This window comes from Patulibacter ginsengiterrae (assembly GCF_056269115.1).
Genome location: NZ_JBWDOG010000001.1, coordinates 581,843 through 598,838, shown reverse-complemented (window position 1 = coordinate 598,838; position 16,996 = coordinate 581,843). Strand labels below are relative to the sequence as shown.

Here is a 16,996-nt window from a genome sequence, read left to right as displayed (position 1 = left end):
AGACACCATCACGTGTTGTCGTAGGAGTCGTGCGATCACGCCGAACGACCGGCCGTTGCCGGCGTCGTGCGCCGCGTTCCCGGGGCGGTCAGAGCGCCCGAACGACGGCCGCGTCCGAGCGGTGCGAGCTGGTCATGAGCGACCTGGTCGTTCGCGGTCGGTCTGGGCGACGGTGCGCCCGTCGGCGTCGAGCCAGACCAGGGTCGCCGGGTCCGCGGCCGGGCCCCCGTCCTTCGGTGCGAGGTCGATCGGGAGCTCGTAGTAGTTGTCCGTGACGTCGACGGTGAGGAGCTTGCCGGTGGGCAAGACGACTCGGACGCGGGCGACACCGTCGGGTACGAGTCTCGAGACCCGGCCGCGCTTGACGTCGGTCAGGGTTCCGCAGGAGGCGCCGGATATGGGCGTGGGTGCGGGGATCGATACGGTGCCGGACGTCACGGTGCGCGGCGGCGCGGTGTCGTCCTCGATGACAGCCGAGTAGACGCAGAGCCCCTCGTGGATCTGGTGCTTGGGGTCCTCGGCGGGGCCGACACGACGGAACGGGAGAAGCAGGACGCTCTCGTGCGGGCGCTCCCGCAGCAGACGGATCCCTTCGACGTGCAGGCCCGAGCCGACGCGGGAGCTGACGGTGCGGAGGGCCCGGAGCACCGCGGGACTGCGGTCCGCGTCGGTCTGCGCTCTGCGGAGCACGCCGAGTGCAGCCGTCTGGTCTGCGGGGACGTCCCCGCCGGCACGGGTCGGCGAGTCGGTGCCGTGGTCGCCGCCGATCGTCGGGTTCCAGGGCGCGGTCGCGGCCACGGCGGTGCCGGTGACGAGGACGGCCACGACGGCGAGCGCGCCAAACCGCGACGGTCGCCACCGGTTGGGTCGCTGGTGCCGCCGGTCGCTGGTCGACCGGTCCAGACCGGTGTCGTGGGCGTGCTCGAGCTGATCCCGCAGCTCGTCGAAGGGGTCGGTGGGGCGGCTCATGTGGGCTCCTTGACGGTGCGGCGAAGCGTGGCGAGCCCGCGAGAGACGCGTTGACGGACGACGTGCTCGGAGCAACCGATGCGCTCGGCGATATCGGGATAGGGCTCTTCGTCGACGATCCGCCGGCGCACGGCGTCACGCTGGTCGGCCGGCAAGCGACTCAGGAGCGCTTCGAGGTCGATGTTGGTGCGGCGGTCGATGGCGGCCAGTCGCGGGTCGTCGAGCGGGACGGGCTGCATCTGCAGGCGCCGGCGGGCGTCGGCGGCGATTCGTCCGGCCTTGATCGTGTCGATGAGGAGGTTGCGGGCGATTCCGAGCAGCCAGGCGATCGCGGGGCCCCGCGTGGGGTCGAACTGTGCGCGGCGGGCGAGGGCGCGGGCGAACGTCTCGGCGACGAGGTCGAAGACCTGATCGGACCGGCTCGTGCGGCGCGCGAAGAACGCGACGACGACGTCGATGTGCCGTTCGTAGAACGAGCCGAAGTCGGCCCGGTCGTCGCTCTGGAGGAGCGCCGCGTCGGTGGGTGGGTGCGGGGCCATTGCTTTCCTCTACTGCGCACTGCAGAAGTTGTGACAACGAGTTGCGCCCAGCGTGTGGAAGAGGGCGATCGCGGTGCGATTGGGGGAGGTGCCGGGTACTCATCGCTGTTGGGGGCGTCGCCTCGGCAAGGGGTCTGCCCCCAAGCGTGACCGACGAGCGTCGAGATCGATGGCCGCGCGAGCTAGACGGGCTCGAACCGTCGACCTCCTGCATGCGATGCGCCAGCTCTGCTCGCGCGAATCGGGGTAGGACGCGGCGCTTGCAGGGATTCTGGGGACTCGCTCCGATCACTCCAAGAAGGGGATCGCCTTCGATCCTCGCCGTTTCCGGGCGATTCAGGCACCTCGGGGCAGGAATGCCTGGGCGACCCTGCAGGGAAAAGTCGTTCGCGTGCGACGCGGCTGCGAGGCCTAGCGGGAACCGCTGGGCGGTGGTACTCCCAGGTCGCGGCAGATCTTGCGCGCGAGGCCGGGGGCGATCTCACGGTGGCGGGGGAGAGCGGTGCGTGGCCGCCCGGCTGCTGCGGCCCACCACGAGTGCTGCGACCCTTCACGGTCGAGGCGGCAGCCGTGGGCCTTGCGGTGTCGTTCGAGGTCGCGGCGCTTCACGCGGCGAACGTGAGGTGCACGGGCTCGGCGTCGGCTCCGGCAGGTACCGAGCCTTGGGTGCCGGCTTGGTCCTCGACATAGAACCGCAGCCAGTCGTTCAGCGCCGAGAGGACCATCTCGCGGGCTTCTGCCCGCGTACGCCCCTGGCTGTGCACCCCCGGGAGCTTCGGGATCGTCGCGACGATCCAGCCGTCCTCGGGGGGCTCATAGACGATCGTGAGATCGAGCTGGTCGGCCATGGGGCGATTGTACTCGCGGTCCGGCCGTCGTCGGAGCTGATGGATGTGGAGAGCCCAGTGGGCGCGGCTCAGCCACCCACTACCGACGCAGCACCCTCGTCGCGGTATCGGTCGTACAGCACCCGCATCGCGAGGTACGTCGTGCGCTGACGGAAGTCCTCGTCGTCGAGGACGCCCTTGAAGAAGTCCTCGGACGCCTTCCCGGCGTCCAGCGCGCCGTCGACGACGAACGACTCCTTGCCGCGGACGAAGTCGTCGAAGTCGTTGCTCGTCGCCTGGGGTCGGAGGGTCTGCGACTGCTCACGGTCGATGTGGTCGATGAGCGCCTGAGCGGGGGGAGACGCGCGTGGTCGCCGTCGACGGGCGGTCCGGGGCGGGCAAGACCACGCTCGCCCGGCGACTGGCGGAGCAGCTGGGGGCGACGCTCGTCCAGCTTGAGGACCTCTACGACGGCTGGGACGGCCTGGAGGCGGGGATCACGATCGCCGCCACCGACGTCCTCGCGCCGCTGCCCGCCGGCCGCGCCGGGGCCTGCCGCCGCTACGACTGGCACGCCGGCCGCTACGCCGAGGAGCACGCCGTCCCGGCCGGCGGCACGGTCGTGCTCGAGGGCGTCGGCGCGGCCGCCGCGGCGATCGCCCCGTTCGCGGCCGCGACCATCTGGGTCGAGGCCCCGCTGGCGGTCCGTCAGCGACGGGCGCTCGGGCGCAGCGAGGAAGGCGACGCCTACGTTGGCCACTGGGACCGCTGGGCCCGGCAGGAGCAGGCTTACCTGGGACCGCGACCGGCCGGCCGAGCGAGCCGACCTGGTCATCGACGGTGCGGCGAGCGACGTGGGCGGCGATCGGTTGGTGATGGTCCGAGCGCCGTGGGCGGCGGGCGTAGCGGCCGGGACGTAGGCGGGGCGGCCGGGGTGACCGCTGAGGCCTGGCGGGGCGAACGGCATCGATCTGGGCTGGGTGCGGGTAGACGCCAGAGGGAGCGGTCGGCACGTCAGAGGCGGGGCGTGCGAAGGGTGACGAACGTGTCGCGGCTCGTGAGCGCCCGTGAGCCCCGCACGATCGATGCCCGGACGAGGGCCTGGTTGTGGCGTGCGACCCGGCGAAGGCGCTCCAGTCCGTCGCGGCTGACGGCCACGACCACCCGCTCGGTGCGTCCGGCCAGGACCTCGAACGGCGCGCTGCCGACCGTCGTCGTCCCGCGTCGCAGGCGCAGCGTGTCCGCGCAGTTCACTGCTCCGCTCGGGCACGAGACCGCGTAGCGCAACGTCCGCAGTCGCGTGTGCAGGAAGACCTCGCTCGAGGCCAGACCTGCGGTCGGGGCGGCCTGACCGCGGCGCGCGTAGGCGTTGCAGCGCTGCAACGCCGGTGCGATCGGCGTCCCCTGGCGGGTCAGCTGACAGATCTGGAGCCGGGCGGGACCGCCCGCCACGATCTGCCCCGAGAACGTGTTGGCCGTGCCGCCGATGGCCGGGCACCCGGAACCGAGGAGGTTGAAGGCCGGACGGAAGTCCGCGTACTCCAGCGCGCTGCCCGAGAACTCGTAGGCCGGAGCGGAGGTCGCGGGCGCGCACGGGTAGCCGGCACTGACGACGCGCCCGACGAAGCGGCCGTCAGCGCCGCGCGTGAAGGTCAAGCTCTCGCCGTACTCGTTGCCGATTCGGGCGGAAGCCAGAGCTCATACTTGGCCCTCGCGAGACTGCACCGTCGTCATGCCTGCGAGTGCTTGCGCAGCGCCGATGTAGTCCCAGTATGCGACCCAGTAGCCCATTTTGCGCGCCGTCAGGCCTTCGAGAAGCTGCTCCGGTGGCTCACCGGCGTTGTGAATGCCGTCGATCAGGTCGATGACCGCCGTCACCGCCACGATGAAGTCATCGAGCTTGGAAGGCGCAGACGTTTGACCCACTCGGACGTGCATTCGCGCGTGAAGGTGTCCCAGGGTCTTGCGGTGATCCGCCACCTCCCCGCGAATCTGCCCAACGGTCTGCATACGGCGAGCAAAGGCGCTGTCAAGCCGCTCCACGGAGTGCGCTAGCTCGTACGCACATACGGCTCCCTCGTCCAGCAGCGCGCGGATTTCTATCTGTTCTGCGCGCCCGATCTCAAACGCAAAGCGTGCCTCCTCGCCCTCTCGCTGATTCCGACCCGTGATGAAGGGGGCACCGACTGAGGTAACGCCTGCGACTATCACCGAGAGCCCGGCAACGATGGTAGGTCCGTCCATCGGGGCATGATCCAGTACGAGGCGGACGAACGCCGCAGGACGCGTGAGCTTCGATTTTTAGTTTCAGGCTGTTCCACGGTGTTCTAGTACCCGATTAGGCCGGCGTACAGCAGACTCCGTATTGGCGCGGCAACGGCTCGGGGTGAGGCTTGGCGCTACGTGATCGTCGACGAGCGGGGAGTGCCGCTCACCGAAACTCCGATGCCCGAGCTTGGCTGTTGGCCGCTGAGAGCGATCAGGAACTAAGTACGAAACGGCCCGAAGGTCCGAGCGAGGCACAAGCTCTGGGACGGATAGCACATTGCGTCCGGTATTCGATCGGCAGCGGTCCCAAAGCGAAGAACAGGAGTCGCTAGTAGAGGCAGCGGCTTGAGTGCGAGCCCGCGCTTGGTCCTAGCGGTCGAGCCCCCGCTTGCGCTTCTCGGCAGAGATATCCTGGCTGAGAGCGTCCGCTCGATAGTCGTCCTCGAGACCGCGCAGGAGGCTGGCCGCTCGAGGCCAGCGGTCAGCGAACTGCGCAGCCCATGCTCCGTAGCGATCGGCAAGAACGCGCTCTTGGTCTCCGCCGTCCTGCAGTCCTCGCGATGTGATGCCGCGCCGGTTGTAGATCTCGCTCGCAAGCGAGCGGTCAACCCGGTCGCTTTGAAGGTCTTCCAGGAGGTCGCGTACAGTTCGTGCCGGTTGCACGCCATCATCATCGGGGGGCGCTGACGCCAGCATCTGGCCGACCTGCATCTCGCCGACCTCGAGGCGGTCCTCCTCACCTAGCTGGGCGAGGGCCGTCGAGATCCAGCCGGCGAGCGCGTCCGGATCGAGCACCCCGTCATGGACTCCGGGGACGGTTCTCCAGGTAGAGAGAAGCCGGTAGCCGTTCTCGGCCACCGCTTGGTTCTGCGGAGCGGTCTCACCTGAGGTCTCGTCCGACCTCTTTCGGTAGATGGCTTTCATTAGGTCCACGAAAAAGCTGGGGTCGTCAGCGAGCGCGGCGTGCAGGCTAGGGACGACTGGCTCGAATCCGAGGGCAGCCAAGTACGCCCATTCGAGCCGGCCCACTTCCGTAGTGCCTATCGATTCGCGGTGTCGCTCAAGGTAGTCGAACAGGCTTTCGAACGTGTAGGACTGGAGTCGTCCGATTTCGGGATCCGCTTCGTCAAGGGCGAGCATCGCGTCTAGGGACTCGACGATGGCTTCGGCGAATTGTGGATCGTCCTTTCGGCTGTGAAGAGCGAGACCAAGAAGGTCGAGGGCAGCCGCGCATCGCCCGACGGAGACGAGCCCACGTGCACCCTCGATGACCGCCTCTGGATCGCTCTGCACGCCGCCGTACCCGGGCCATTGCTCCCAGAAGGTTTGGAGCACGGTAGACCCGAGCCGCTCTGCGCATTGCCAAGCAGCGCGTGAATCCTGAGTCGCGATCAAGAGTCGCGCGATCACGACTGGCGACACGATCTCGCCGTCTTTCAGCAGCGCCTCAATGGCGGGCCATCCTGCGTCCCGGAATCGCTTCCAGGCGAATCCGCTCGACATTGCGACCTCAGCTGGCTCACTTGACGCCAAGAGCGGGATGATGCTGTCGGCGTGCTGATCTCCCGTCGCCGTCGCCAGTCCGATGCCAACCTCTGCTGGTACCACCGAGGAGGACGTCAGCGTGAGGATGCCCGAAAGGCCATCCTCCTGGTAGACCCGACCGGCGACTTCGGCGCGCAAACGCGCGACTTCCTGCTCGTAGGCGGAGAGATCTTCCCGTCGTCTCTCGTCGGAGTCGAGGTCCGGACGATGTTCGCTGAAAAGCCATGCGCCGCTTTCGCGCGCACCTGTTGGTTCGAGATGGGCGGTGACTGAAGCGAGGATCTCGAGCTCACTCGGCGGTAGGGCCCATTTGGCATCCCGAAACTCGCGATGTTTCGCAACGAAACCGCGAAGGTAGTCCCAGAGTGTCTTGCCATCGTCCCCTTGGAAGGTTCCGCTTTCGGCGAGCGACTGCAGAGCCCCCTGGATCACGGTGCGCTGCTCGGGGGAAAGATGCGTCGCGGCTTCGATCAGCTCGCTCCAGCGAACAGCTTTCGTCCCGGCGTCGGCCTGAAGTCGAATGGCGACGCCATTCACGAAGTCTTCGTATTCAGGGACCAAGACTTCGCGACGAGACGGCCGCCAGTCGCGAAAACGCGGTGAGGCTGTGGGGTGATGGATACCGTGGAACTTCGGAAGGAGCTGCAGCATCAGTCGCCATGCCGTGGCCTCGTGTCGAGTGCGCATGCCGTCGAGCGCGTTGAGTCGACTTTCCGCGGATGCCCCGGTTTCCGGACGCCAAGGACAATAGATCTCGATCAGCGACGCGAGGGGTCGGTTGCCCATGCGTCCGCCGGGGTCCACTTCGTCAAGTCGGGCCAGAGACTCGACCGCTGCCCCGAAGTGTTGGGGATCCCAGGCTATTACCTCAAGTGCCCACAGGAGCGCGTTGTGAGGCGAAGTTGGACCGAAGAGGCCTGAGCCATCATGCTTGTCCCGGAAAATGTCGGCGAGCAGCGGATCTGGCCCTGTTGTTCCTGCTCGAACGGCTTGCAGAAATACGTCGGGTGCTGCCTCCGCGAGCAGCGACAGATATGGAGCGAGACTTGCCCAGACGTCGGCCCCGCCGGCACCGTTGGCGGTCTCCAGGAGGTCACGAACGACGTATCCCGCCCACGAATCACCCGTGGATCCGCTGCTGAGTTCGAGGGCCCGGCCATGAGTCCCGAGAAGTGCGAGCGATCCACACAAGCCCCTACGGAGCGAATCGGAATATTGCCGTCGCTTGCCCTCGAACTGCGCGACAAGCCGTTCTGTCTCGGTGAAGTTGGCCAGGGGATCGGGCTCGAGCAGGACGTCCATGACCGCAGTCTTGAATCGCTCGAGGTCATCCCGCCGCAACGAAGGCTGCAAGAGCGACCATGCGTCATCTGCTGATACCAAGCTCCATACGCCACCGCCGCTGTCGATGAGCGAGTCTTCTGCGCGGGTCAGGGCGTCGAGGCGCTCTCGGGCCTCGTTCGCGTCCACCCCAGCGAGGCCGCCTAGCAGGGCTAGGTCGCCGTCCGAATCGGATGCGGCCCGGCCCACGAGGAGCACGCCCCGGAGAAAGCGGTCCGTCGGAGGCTGCGCCCATGCGGGTCGGTGAAGCTCTGGTTTGCGCGCAAGACGACGTCGCAACGCAATGAGGCTGCGTCTGGCGAGCGTTCCAAGATGCTCGGCTCGCTCGGAGTCGACGCTAAGCGCCTTCAGCTCTGATGACGCTTGATCCGATTCGATCGGAGGAACGTCGACGTCTGCGCCTGTCGGTGCGGATATCGGCACGATCACGTAGTGGTTCGCGGCCGATCGGGCTTGGTCGATGACCTCGGTCGTCATCGCGACGAGAATCAGGCGCTTGCCGCGGCCGGCGAGGGAACGCCAGGTTTCCACGTTGTCCACGAACACCGTGCGCGCGAGCAGGTCACCGTCTCCGCTCGCATCTTTTGCGAGCACTGTGGCCGCGATGAATGCCAAGGCCTCTTCGTGACTTTCCGCGTGGAGCGTTGTGATCGGATTCGATTCCGCCAACCGTGTTGCAAGCCTTGCCGCCGCCGTGTCCCGGCCGGCGAGGACGAGCGCGGGCGATAGCTCCGGCGCCGTCGCAGTCGACCACCCCGCCCACCACGTGGCTGCGGTTTGCATGCCGAATGGCTTGAGCCCCAACAGTTCTGAGATCCAGGTATGCGTGGCGGGAGCACATTCGAGCCACGCGAGAACATCGTCAACCCCATAGGCACGGACTTCTCGCCATCGGCCTTGCTTGCCCTTGGCTTTCGCAAATTCCTGACGCTTGGTCCATGGGCGCAAGATGACCTGGCAGTACGTCGTTTCTGACGTAGGTGCGCCATCAGGCGAGGTCTTGCGCTTCGCGTAGTCGGTATCGGCCTTGGCATAGGAACTCTGTACTGAGAGCTCCCACGCAGAGAGGCCTGCCGGGACGAATGTGGATGTGCTCGCTGTACGCGCCACGCCATCCCAACCGCCGGCTGCAGTGCCCTCATCGGCCGGGAAGTCAACCGCTTCTACGGCGTTGCCCGTTTCCAGGACGAGGCGTCGAATCAGTCTCGGGAGCGCAGCCCGGGAGCCTGTCGTGTCTGCCCACCGCAACAGATCTTGGCGCGTGGCGAAGCCTGGACCGCTCATTTGTTTGTCACCTGGCGGCGGGTTGCTAGGAGGCCGATGGACCTGGGGATGGGAAAGACGGACTCTCGACGGGCGGCCGCCGGCCGAGCAATACGGACCCCGGGCAATCGTGCGGGAAGCCTCACGGCGGTGAGCTCGGTACCGATGAGCGCGGTCATGGCAACAGCATTCCACGGGGAGCCGACGGGTCCCGCGAAGTTAGTAGCTGCAGCGGTTCCGCTGGCCAAGGGGCACTCCACCCGCCGTCGTGCGTCGCCAGAAACGACGAAACCCCCGTCAGAGACGGGGGTTTCGGTACCGCACTGAGGTGGAGCTAGACGGGCTCGAACCGTCGACCTCCTGCATGCCATGCAGGCGCTCTTCCAGCTGAGCTATAGCCCCAGCGCGGCGACAAATTTAGCACGACTCGGCCGAGTGATGACGGCCGGGTCGGGGTCGGCGCGGTTTCGTCAGCGGCGACGGAGGAACTCGGGCGGCTCGAGCGGCGGGCCGGAGGGGCGGGGGCCACGGCGGACGCCCTCGGCGGAGGCGGAGGGGCGGGCCTGCGGGGCGCGGGATCGGTCCGGCGCGACGCGGTCGAGGGTCGCGATCAGGGCGGCGTGGCTCGCGCGGACGTCGTCGAGCAGGCGGTGGGCGTTGGCGTCCAGCGAGCGGCTCAGCTCGCGCAGGTTCTCGGCCAGCGCCTCGCCTTCGGAGAGGACCTCCATCGCGACCTCGCGCGCGTTGGTCAGCTGCGCCTGGGCCCGGCGGTGGGCGTCCTCCTCGCTACGGGCCGCCTCGCGCTCGGCCTCGCTCAGCGACGCGCGCGCCTCGGTGTGCAGCCGCCGCGCCTCCTCGGCGGCCTGGGTCCGCATCGCGGTCGACGCCGCCTCGGCCTCCTGGCGCAGCCGCTCGGCCTGGGCCTCGGCCTGCTGACGGAGCGTCGCCGCTTCGACCTCGGCCTCGCGGTGGACTCGCGCCGCTTCGGCCGCTGCGGCCTGCTGGGCGGCGGTCGCGCGTGCCGACGCCGCCTCCTGGACCCGCCCTGCGTGGACCTGGGCGTCCCGCTCCAGCCGGGTTGCCTCGGCCTCGGCCTGCTCGCGGCGCTCGCGGGCCTCGCGCTCGACCCGATCCGCCTCGGCGACGGCCTGCTGGCGGCGCTCGCTCGCCTCCTGCTGGGCCTCCTCGCGCAGGCGGGTGGCGTGGGCCTCGGCCTCGCGCGCGGCGGCGGACTGCTCGCTCTCGGCCTCGGTCCGCGCCTTCTGGAGCAGCCGGGTGGCGGAGTGGCGGGCCTCGGCGACCAGCTCGTCGGCCTCGGCCTCGGCCGCCTCGACCCGCTGGCGGGCGGCCCGCTCGGCCTCGGCGATCCGGGCGTCGGCCCGCTGCTCGGCCTGGTGGCGGAGGGCCGCGGCGGCGGCTTCGGCCCGCTCCTGCAACTCGGCGGCGGTCGCCTCGGCGGCGGCGACGATCTCGGACACGCGCGAGGCGGCGACCCGGCTGCCGCTGGTGCGTGGGTCCTCGGACGCGGGCACGCGAGCGCCAGGCCCGTCGGGCGCGTCGTGCGGTCGGGAGTCGCCGGGCATCCGGCGCAGGATCCCAGAGTCGGGCAGGCGCGTCGACCGCCGCACGCTCCCGCCCGCCCGCGGCGACCGGACCTGCGAAGGGGGCCCGGACGCAGATACAGTGGACGGTCGCCCATGGAAGACCGTTACCACCCTCAGGAGATCGAGCCCCGCTGGCAGAAGGTGTGGGCCGACGAGCGCACCTGGGAGGTCCCCAACTCGGCCCTCGACGAGCCGGGCGTCGAGCCCGTCTACGTGCTCGAGATGCTGCCCTACCCGAGTGGCGAGCCGCACGTCGGGCATCTGAAGAACTACGCGATCGGCGACGCCGTCGCGCACTTCAAGCGCCGCCAGGGCAAGACGGTCCTGCACCCGATGGGCTTCGACTCGTTCGGGCTCCCGGCCGAGAACAACGCGATCAAGACCGGGCAGCACCCGCGCGAGGCGACCGAGGCCTCGATCGCCTCGTTCCAGCGCCAGTTCCGCGAGTGGGGCGTCTCGATCGACTGGCCGCGCGAGCTCGCCTCGCACCGGCCCGAGTACTACCGCTGGACGCAGTGGATCTTCCTCCAGCTGTACAAGCACGGCCTGGTCGAGCGGCGCAGCGCCGCGGTCAACTGGGATCCGGTCGACGAGACCGTGCTCGCCAACGAGCAGGTCATCGACGGCCGCGGTGAGCGCTCCGGCGCGCTGGTCGAGATCCGCCAGCTCGAGCAGTGGTTCCTGCGGATCACCGACTACGCGCAGCGGCTGCTCGACGACCTCGACACGATCGAGTGGCCCGAGCACGTCAAGACGATGCAGCGCAACTGGATCGGTCGCTCGCAGGGCGCCCAGGTCAGCTTCCGCTGCGACGAGCTGGAGACCGACTACGAGGTCTTCACCACCCGTCCGGACACGCTCTTCGGGGCGACCTTCTTCGTGATGGCCCCGGAGCACCAGGACGTGCTGCGGCTGGCCGAGGGCACCGAGCACGAGGCCGACGTCAAGGCCTACGTCCAGCAGGCCCTGACGGCCGAGCGGACCGAGCGCGGCGCGGCCGACAAGCCGAAGACCGGCGTCCCGCTCGGGCGCTCGGTGACCAACCCGGTCAACGGCGAGCAGCTGCCGATGTACGTCGCCGACTACGTGCTGATGGACTACGGCACCGGCGCGATCATGGCCGTCCCCGGGCACGACCAGCGCGACTTCGACTTCGCCCGCGCCTACGGGCTGCCGGTCAAGCGCGTGATCGCCGACGCGAGCACCGCTCAGGGTTCCGCCGCCGGCGACGACGCGATCCAGCAGGACCCGGTCTCCGACGCGGCGGCCGCCGCCGGATCGACCTCGCCCGACGACGACGGTCTGCCGTACGTCGGCGACGGTCCGCTGGTCAACAGCCATCCCGACTTCGACGGGACCCACAACCGGGCCGCGCTCGACGCGATCACGGAGTGGCTGAAGACCGAGGGCAAGGGCGAGGCGTCGATCAACTTCCGGCTCCGCGACTGGCTGGTCAGCCGCCAGCGCTACTGGGGCTGCCCGATCCCGATCGTCCACTGCGACGACTGCGGGATCGTGCCCGTCCCCGAGGACCAGCTGCCGGTCGTCCTGCCGGACGTCGAGGAGTACAAGCCGAAGGGCAAGTCGCCGCTCGCCGCCGCCGAGGAGTGGGTCGCCACGACCTGCCCGACCTGCGCCAAGCCGGCCCGCCGCGAGACCGACACGCTCGACACCTTCGTCGACTCGTCCTGGTACTTCCTGCGCTACACCGACGCCGGCAACGACCAGGCCGCGTTCGACCCGACGACGGTCAACCGCTGGATGCCGGTCGACCAGTACATCGGCGGCGTCGAGCACGCGATCCTGCACCTGCTGTACGCGCGGTTCTTCTGCAAGGCCCTGAGCGACATCGGGATCATCGACGTGCAGGAGCCCTTCAAGGCGCTCTTCACGCAGGGGATGATCACCAAGGACGGGGCGAAGATGTCCAAGTCCAAGGGCAACACCGTCCCCCCGCGCGAGATCGTCGAGCGGTTCGGGGCCGACACCGCCCGGACCTACGCGCTGTTCCTCGGGCCGCCCGATCAGGACGCGGATTGGTCCGACGAGGGCGTCGAGGGCGTGCACCGCTTCCTCTCGCGCCTGTGGCGGCTGTCGGCGGAGGCCGCGTCCCGGATGACGCACCCCGCAAGGCTGGCCGGCTCGGACGATCCGTTCGGTCCCGCGGCCGGGGCGTTGGCGCCGGAGAGCCCCGAGGGCGACGACCTCGAGCTGGTCCGCAAGGCCCACTGGGCGATCGACAAGGTCACCGGGGACATGGGCACGCGGTTCGCGTTCAACACCGCGATCGCCGCGGTGATGGAGCTGACCAACGCGATCTCGGTTCGCCGCAACGCGGTCGTCGCGGCCGAGGACGCCGGCGACAGCTCGCTGGTCCCGGACCTGGAGGCGTGGGCCGCGATCCGCTTCGCGCTGGCCACCGGCAACACGCTCCTGCAGCCGTTCGCGCCGCACCTGACCGCGGACGCCTACGAGCGCCTGACGGGGATGCGCGTCTGGGAGCAGCCGTGGCCGACGGCCGAGCAGCGGTACCTGGAGCGCGACGAGTTCGAGCTGGTCGTCCAGGTCCAGGGCAAGGTCCGCGACCGCCTGTCGGCGCCGACGAGCGCGTCGAAGGACGAGCTGGAGGCGCTGGCCCTCGGGCGCGAGAAGGTCGCGCCGTTCCTCGAGGGCAAGACCGTCGTCAAGGTCGTGGTCGTGCCCGGCAAGCTCGTGAACATCGTGGTGCGGTAGGCGGGCAGCGGCTGGCCGCGGCGGGTCGTCTGGGACCGCCGCGGGTCGTGGGGGCGCGGCGGCTGGCGGGTCGTGGGGCCGCCGATCAGCCGGCGAGAGAAGCGGCGCTCGTCTCGCCGAAGCGGATGATCGGCCGGCCTCCACCGAATCGGTGCGGCGCCTGCGCGCTATTGGCACGGTTCGACGCACACGTGCAACGCGAGCCGCCGTAGCGTCGAGGGCGTGCTCGATCGTCCCTGGATCCGCCTCGTGCTCGGGGTGCTCGCGGCCGCCGCGCTCGGGGCGTTGGCGGCCCGGGTGGCGGGCTCGGTGCCGGGCCCGCAGGAGCCGTCGAGCGCCGCGGCGAGCGCGGAGAGACGCGGGGGAGGCGAGGCCGAGCACGGCACGTCCTCCGGAGCATCGGGTCGCGGGGCCGGCGCGCCCGGGGCGGTCGAGGTCACCGGAGGCTCGAGCCAGCTGACGGTCCACGTCACCGGGGCGGTGCGGCGGCCGGGGGTCTACCGGTTGCGCGAGGGGGCACGGATCTTCGAGGCGGTCCGGAAGGCCGGCGGCGCGACGTCGCGGGCCGACCGCCAACGCCTGAACCTGGCGGCGGCGGTCCGGGACGGGCAGCAGGTGCTGGTGCCCGAACGGGCCGCGCCGGCCGGGAGCGGAGTCCGGGGTGCGGGCGGCGGAGCGGGGAGCGCGTCGGGTGGTGGCGGTGGCGGTTCCGGGGCCGCGGCGGCGGGCGGCGGCACGCCGATCGACCTCAACACGGCCGGGGTCGAGGAGCTGCAGGGGTTGGAGGGGGTCGGGCCCACGACGGCCGAGAAGATCGTGCGGCTGCGGGAGCAGCGCGGGGGACTCGGGGGCGTCGACGACCTCGACGAGGTCCCCGGGATCGGCCCGAAGAAGCTCGACGCGCTGCGGGCGCAGCTCGAGCCTTGATCGCCCGCTGGCCCCAGCACCATGCGGTGGCCGTCGCCCTCGTCGCGCTCGTGCTCGCCCCGCGGTGGCCGCTCGGCCTACCGGTGCTGGCGGTGATCGCCTGGGTCAGTCAGCCCCGTCCTGGCTGGGCGGCGGCGACCGTCGTGGTCGCCCTGGTCGCCGGGGTCGGCGGGAGCTGGCGGCTGGCCGAGGCGCGGAACGCGGCGATCGCCCCGCTGACGGCAGGCGCCGCGGTACGGCCGGACGAGCCGGTCGAGGTCCTCGAGCAGCCCGAACAGGCGCTCGACGGCGGTTGGCGGACGACCGCGCGGCTGCGGGGAACGATGGTCGAGCTGCGAACGGCGGTCGCGCGCTCGGCCCCCGCGCTGGCGATCGGGCAGCGGGTCCGGGTGGCGGGGCGGCTGCGGCCCGTGGCGGAACGGTCGGTCGGCGCGCGGGCGCGGGGGATCGCGCTGACGCTCGATGCCAAGCTGATCGGAACGGCGGGGCGCCGCGGGGGCTGGCGCGGGGCGATCGACCGGATCCGGGAGCGGGCCGAGCGGACGTTGACCGACGGCGGGGAGGCCGAGGCCCGGAACGGCTCCGGCGCGGCCGAGGGCGGCCCGGTCACGACGGGCGTCGGTCCCCGGACCGCCCTGCTGCGGGGGATGGTCCTCGGACAGGACGCCGGGTTCGGGGACGAGCAGGAGGAGGCCTACCGGCGCAGCGGCCTGTCGCACCTGGTCGCCGCGAGCGGGCAGAACGTGGCGCTGCTGGCGGCGATGGTGATCGGGATCGGGATGCTGGTCGGGATCGGGCGGCCGTGGCGGATCGGCTGGGCGCTGCTGGCCGTGGCCGCCTACGTCCCGCTGGCGGGCGGCGGACCGTCGATCCGGCGGGCCGGCGTGATGGGCGTCCTGACGCTGCTCGCGTTGGCGCTCGGTCGCCCCGCTGACCGCTGGTGGGCGCTGTTCTGCGCGGCGGCGGTGACGGTCCTGGTCGACCCGTTCTCGCCGGGGCAGCTGGGTTGGCAGCTGAGCTTCGCGGCCGTCGTCGGGCTGCTGTTGCTGGTCGACCCGCTGGCCGCGGCGGCCCGTCGGGCGGGACTGCCGGAGTGGGTCGGTCGGGCGGCGGCCGTCCCGCTCGGGGCGGGGCTCGCGACCGCCCCGGTGCTGGCGGCGGGGGTCGGGGACGTCTCGCTGACCAGCCTGCCGGCCAACCTGATCGTCGAGCCGGTGGTCGCGCCGGTGACGTGGTTGGGGATGGTGGCCGGGGTGCTGGGACCGGAGGGCGCTCCGGTCAGCGGCGCGCTGATCCGGTCGACGGGGCCGCTGCTGGACTGGATCAACGGGGTCGCGGCCTGGGCGGCGCGCCCGGGCTGGGCGGTGGTCCGGCCGGGGCCCGTGCGTGCGCTGGTGCCGGTCGCGCTGCTCGGGGCGGTCGTGGTGCTGCTCGCGCGGCCGGCGTGGATGGTGCGGACGGGGGACCGGCTTCGCCGCCGTCGCTGGTTCCGTCGCCTGCGCGGCGGCGTCCGTCGGCTCGGCGGCGGGCGGAGCCGACGGGTGCGGAACGTCGTGCTGGCGGTGACCGCGGGCTGCCTGACGGTGGCAGCGGTCACGATCGGCAGGATCGGAGGCGGGGCCGGCGGTCCGGCGACCGGGGACGCGGTGGTGGTGCTCGACGTCGGGCAGGGCAGCGCGACGCTGCTGCGGCAGGGCGACGCGACGATCCTGGTCGACGCCGGGCCACCAGGGGGTCGGGTGCTCGACCGGCTCGCCGAGCAGGGGGTCCGGCGGCTCGACGCCATCGTCCTCTCGCACGCGGCCGAGGACCACACCGGCGGCGCCCCCGCCGTCGTCCGTCGGCTCCGTCCGTCGTTGCTGGTCGACGGCAGCGACGGGCATGCGGACCCGCGCGCGCAGCTGGCGGGGGCGCTGGTGCGGGAGGCGGGCGGGCAGGTCGTCGTGGCCCGGGCGGGGCAGCGGTTGCGGGTTCGCGGGCTGACGGCCGAGATCCGCTGGCCGCCGGCCCGCGACCGGCCGCCGTCGGCGGGGGAGGATCCGAACGAGCGGGCGACGGTGGTCCGGGCCGTCGTGGGTGGGATCCGGGTGCTGGTGCCGAGCGACCACGAGGGCAGCGCGTTGCGGCTGGCCGCCGGAGGGCCGGTCGACGTGCTGGTGCTGCCCCACCACGGGAGCGCGGACCCGGACCTGCCCCGGCTGCTGGCGGCGCTCCGGCCGCGGGTGGCGATCGCCCAGGTGGGGGCCGACAACGGCTACGGGCACCCGGCGCCGCCCACGCGGGCGGCGGTGCAGGCGGCGCGACTCCCGCTCTGGCGGACCGATCGCCACGGCAGCGTGGCGGTGACGGCGGCCGGTACCGCTGGCGACGTCGCGCCGGGCCTGCGGGTGCGGACCCGCAGGCGGACCGGCTAGGCGGCGGTGTTGCCGTTGCTGCTGCCGTTGGGGGCTGGGAGGCGGACGCCACGGCCCTCGGGCTCGAGCTCGCCGGTGCGCTTGAGGCGACTGACCGTCGACGCGACGACCGTGCGCTTCATGCCCGTGGTCCGGGCGATGTCGGCCGCGGTGACCCCGGGACTCTTGGCGATCACGGCGAAGATCGCCCGCTTGTTCTTGCCCTGCTGGCGGCGACCGCCGGAGGCCGGCCGAGGGGTGGGCACGCGACCCTCGGTCGCCTCCAGCACCGCACGAAGCTTGGCGGCCTCGTCGAGGTACGGCTGGAGTTCGACGAGCCGCTCCTTGACAGTCCGGATGATGTCGTTGACGACCTCGCCCTGTTCGCTGTCGTGTCCGCTCTCGTTTGTCGTCATTTTGTCTGCTCCTGGTTCCGTGCCCACGCACACCACCGTGGCGTGATCAAGCCTGCTGACCACTGTCTCACACCTGAGGATCCCATCGGTTGAATGTGACAGCCGTTTACGGAGCGGTTACGTGGAGCGGTCGCCCACCCGGCCCGCCGCCCGCCCGCCGGCTCGCCAGGG

Annotated in this window: 12 protein-coding genes and 1 tRNA gene; 3 read left to right on the top strand and 10 right to left on the bottom strand. The window is 71.0% G+C overall.

From position 1 onward, the window contains the following. Window positions 1-132 precede the first annotated feature (132 nt). The 9 genes from ACVUH9_RS02615 to ACVUH9_RS02575 form a co-directional block, all read right to left on the bottom strand. On the bottom strand, window positions 133-969 hold the full coding sequence (locus ACVUH9_RS02615; RefSeq protein ID WP_475753653.1) for a hypothetical protein: 837 nt from the start codon (window positions 967-969) through the stop codon (window positions 133-135). Next, window positions 966-1,508 carry an RNA polymerase sigma factor gene (locus ACVUH9_RS02610; RefSeq protein ID WP_475753651.1) on the bottom strand — a complete coding sequence of 181 codons (543 nt, stop codon included), beginning with the start codon at window positions 1,506-1,508 and terminating at the stop codon, window positions 966-968. Before ACVUH9_RS02610 ends, ACVUH9_RS02615 begins: the two co-directional genes overlap by 4 nt. A gap of 411 nt (window positions 1,509-1,919) precedes the next feature. Beyond that, window positions 1,920-2,117, bottom strand: a complete 198-nt coding sequence (locus tag ACVUH9_RS02605) for a type II toxin-antitoxin system HicA family toxin (protein WP_475753649.1) — start codon at window positions 2,115-2,117, stop codon at window positions 1,920-1,922. Continuing rightward, window positions 2,114-2,356 carry a type II toxin-antitoxin system HicB family antitoxin gene (locus ACVUH9_RS02600; protein WP_475753647.1) on the bottom strand — a complete coding sequence of 81 codons (243 nt, stop codon included), beginning with the start codon at window positions 2,354-2,356 and terminating at the stop codon, window positions 2,114-2,116. The genes ACVUH9_RS02605 and ACVUH9_RS02600 overlap by 4 nt, the downstream gene beginning before the upstream one ends. Before the next feature lie 993 nt (window positions 2,357-3,349). Next, window positions 3,350-3,991: a hypothetical protein gene (locus tag ACVUH9_RS02595; protein ID WP_475753645.1), complete on the bottom strand. Its 642-nt coding sequence runs from the start codon at window positions 3,989-3,991 to the stop codon at window positions 3,350-3,352. Between the two features lie 42 nt (window positions 3,992-4,033). Next, on the bottom strand, window positions 4,034-4,579 hold the full coding sequence (locus ACVUH9_RS02590; RefSeq protein WP_475753643.1) for a hypothetical protein: 546 nt from the start codon (window positions 4,577-4,579) through the stop codon (window positions 4,034-4,036). Between the two features lie 393 nt (window positions 4,580-4,972). After that, on the bottom strand, window positions 4,973-8,773 hold the full coding sequence (locus ACVUH9_RS02585) for a hypothetical protein (protein WP_475753641.1): 3,801 nt from the start codon (window positions 8,771-8,773) through the stop codon (window positions 4,973-4,975). Between the two features lie 308 nt (window positions 8,774-9,081). After that, window positions 9,082-9,154 (bottom strand) — tRNA-Ala (locus tag ACVUH9_RS02580). Window positions 9,155-9,222: 68 nt separating this feature from the next. After that, window positions 9,223-10,335 carry a hypothetical protein gene (locus ACVUH9_RS02575; protein WP_475753639.1) on the bottom strand — a complete coding sequence of 371 codons (1,113 nt, stop codon included), beginning with the start codon at window positions 10,333-10,335 and terminating at the stop codon, window positions 9,223-9,225. Window positions 10,336-10,449: 114 nt separating this feature from the next. On the opposite strand from ACVUH9_RS02575, the gene leuS reads away from it, so the two are divergent. The 3 genes from leuS (at window position 10,450) to ACVUH9_RS02560 (ending at window position 16,430) form a co-directional block, all read left to right on the top strand. Continuing rightward, window positions 10,450-13,089, top strand: coding sequence for a leucine--tRNA ligase (leuS, locus tag ACVUH9_RS02570; protein WP_475753637.1), 2,640 nt, complete (start codon window positions 10,450-10,452; stop codon window positions 13,087-13,089). Between the two features lie 222 nt (window positions 13,090-13,311). Next, window positions 13,312-14,016, top strand: a complete 705-nt coding sequence (locus ACVUH9_RS02565) for a ComEA family DNA-binding protein (RefSeq protein ID WP_475753635.1) — start codon at window positions 13,312-13,314, stop codon at window positions 14,014-14,016. A gap of 26 nt (window positions 14,017-14,042) precedes the next feature. Next, window positions 14,043-16,430: a ComEC/Rec2 family competence protein gene (locus ACVUH9_RS02560; protein WP_475753633.1), complete on the top strand. Its 2,388-nt coding sequence runs from the start codon at window positions 14,043-14,045 to the stop codon at window positions 16,428-16,430. Here ACVUH9_RS02560 and ACVUH9_RS02555 read toward each other — a convergent pair. Next, complete coding sequence (locus ACVUH9_RS02555) at window positions 16,427-16,825, bottom strand: MarR family transcriptional regulator (protein WP_475753631.1); 399 nt, start codon at window positions 16,823-16,825, stop codon at window positions 16,427-16,429. The two genes, ACVUH9_RS02560 and ACVUH9_RS02555, sit on opposite strands and share 4 nt — an antisense overlap. Window positions 16,826-16,996: the final 171 nt, after the last annotated feature.

What these genes read in the sequence shown, in the direction of transcription:
- ACVUH9_RS02555 (WP_475753631.1), bottom strand. Translation starts at nt 16,825, where the DNA reads ATGACGACAAACGAGAGCGGACACGACAGCGAACAGGGCGAGGTCGTC.
- ACVUH9_RS02575 (WP_475753639.1), bottom strand. Translation starts at nt 10,335, where the DNA reads ATGCCCGGCGACTCCCGACCGCACGACGCGCCCGACGGGCCTGGCGCT.
- ACVUH9_RS02585 (WP_475753641.1), bottom strand. Translation starts at nt 8,773, where the DNA reads ATGAGCGGTCCAGGCTTCGCCACGCGCCAAGATCTGTTGCGGTGGGCA.
- leuS (WP_475753637.1), top strand. Translation starts at nt 10,450, where the DNA reads ATGGAAGACCGTTACCACCCTCAGGAGATCGAGCCCCGCTGGCAGAAG.
- ACVUH9_RS02590 (WP_475753643.1), bottom strand. Translation starts at nt 4,579, where the DNA reads ATGGACGGACCTACCATCGTTGCCGGGCTCTCGGTGATAGTCGCAGGC.
- ACVUH9_RS02610 (WP_475753651.1), bottom strand. Translation starts at nt 1,508, where the DNA reads ATGGCCCCGCACCCACCCACCGACGCGGCGCTCCTCCAGAGCGACGAC.
- ACVUH9_RS02615 (WP_475753653.1), bottom strand. Translation starts at nt 969, where the DNA reads ATGAGCCGCCCCACCGACCCCTTCGACGAGCTGCGGGATCAGCTCGAG.
- ACVUH9_RS02600 (WP_475753647.1), bottom strand. Translation starts at nt 2,356, where the DNA reads ATGGCCGACCAGCTCGATCTCACGATCGTCTATGAGCCCCCCGAGGAC.